This window comes from Acidovorax sp. ST3, from assembly GCF_003231145.1.
Lineage (GTDB): Bacteria > Pseudomonadota > Gammaproteobacteria > Burkholderiales > Burkholderiaceae_C > Acidovorax.
On the sequence record NZ_QKVP01000128.1, the window covers coordinates 1 to 530 of the forward strand.

A 530-nucleotide genomic window follows, 5' to 3' on the forward strand; every position below is an offset into this window, starting at 1 on the left:
ATAGACGTATTTGCGCTTGCCGACTTTCAGTTCGCGCCGTGTTTGCAGGCTGTCTTTGGACGCCATTGGAGAAGGACCTTTCTCTCTGTTCCAGGCCGCCCGAACATCGGACGCCAGACCCAGCGCTGCTCGAAGCGGACACACAGCGTCCGCCCCGGCGCGGCGTAGGCCTCGCACGGCCGCGCGTGTCATAGACCCGCGCGGATTAATCGTCCATGCGGCCGGCGTGGATATTCGCTGCGGATGATTTCCAGCCTGCATATCGAGGACCTGGCCGTCGACCGCGGAGACCGGCGGCTGTTCGCCGGGTTCGGCCTGGACCTGCGCGCCGGCGAAGCCGTCGCCCTGGTCGGGCGCAACGGCGCGGGCAAGACCAGCCTGCTGCGCGCCGTGGCCGGCTTCGTGCGGCCGGCGGCGGGCCGGGTGCGGTTCGCCGGGGCGGCCGGCGACCTCGATCCCGACGAGGCCCGGAGCGGCGGCGTGCACCTGCTCGGCCACCACGACGGACTGAAGACCACCCGCACGGCTTG

1 protein-coding gene is annotated in these 530 nt (G+C 70.2%); it reads left to right on the plus strand.

All coding sequences use genetic code 11. From position 1 onward, the window contains the following. Positions 1-243: 243 nt before the first annotated feature. Positions 244-530 (plus strand): ATP-binding cassette domain-containing protein (locus DNK89_RS23940; protein ID WP_153064356.1); only part of this gene is annotated, 287 nt, incomplete at its 3' end.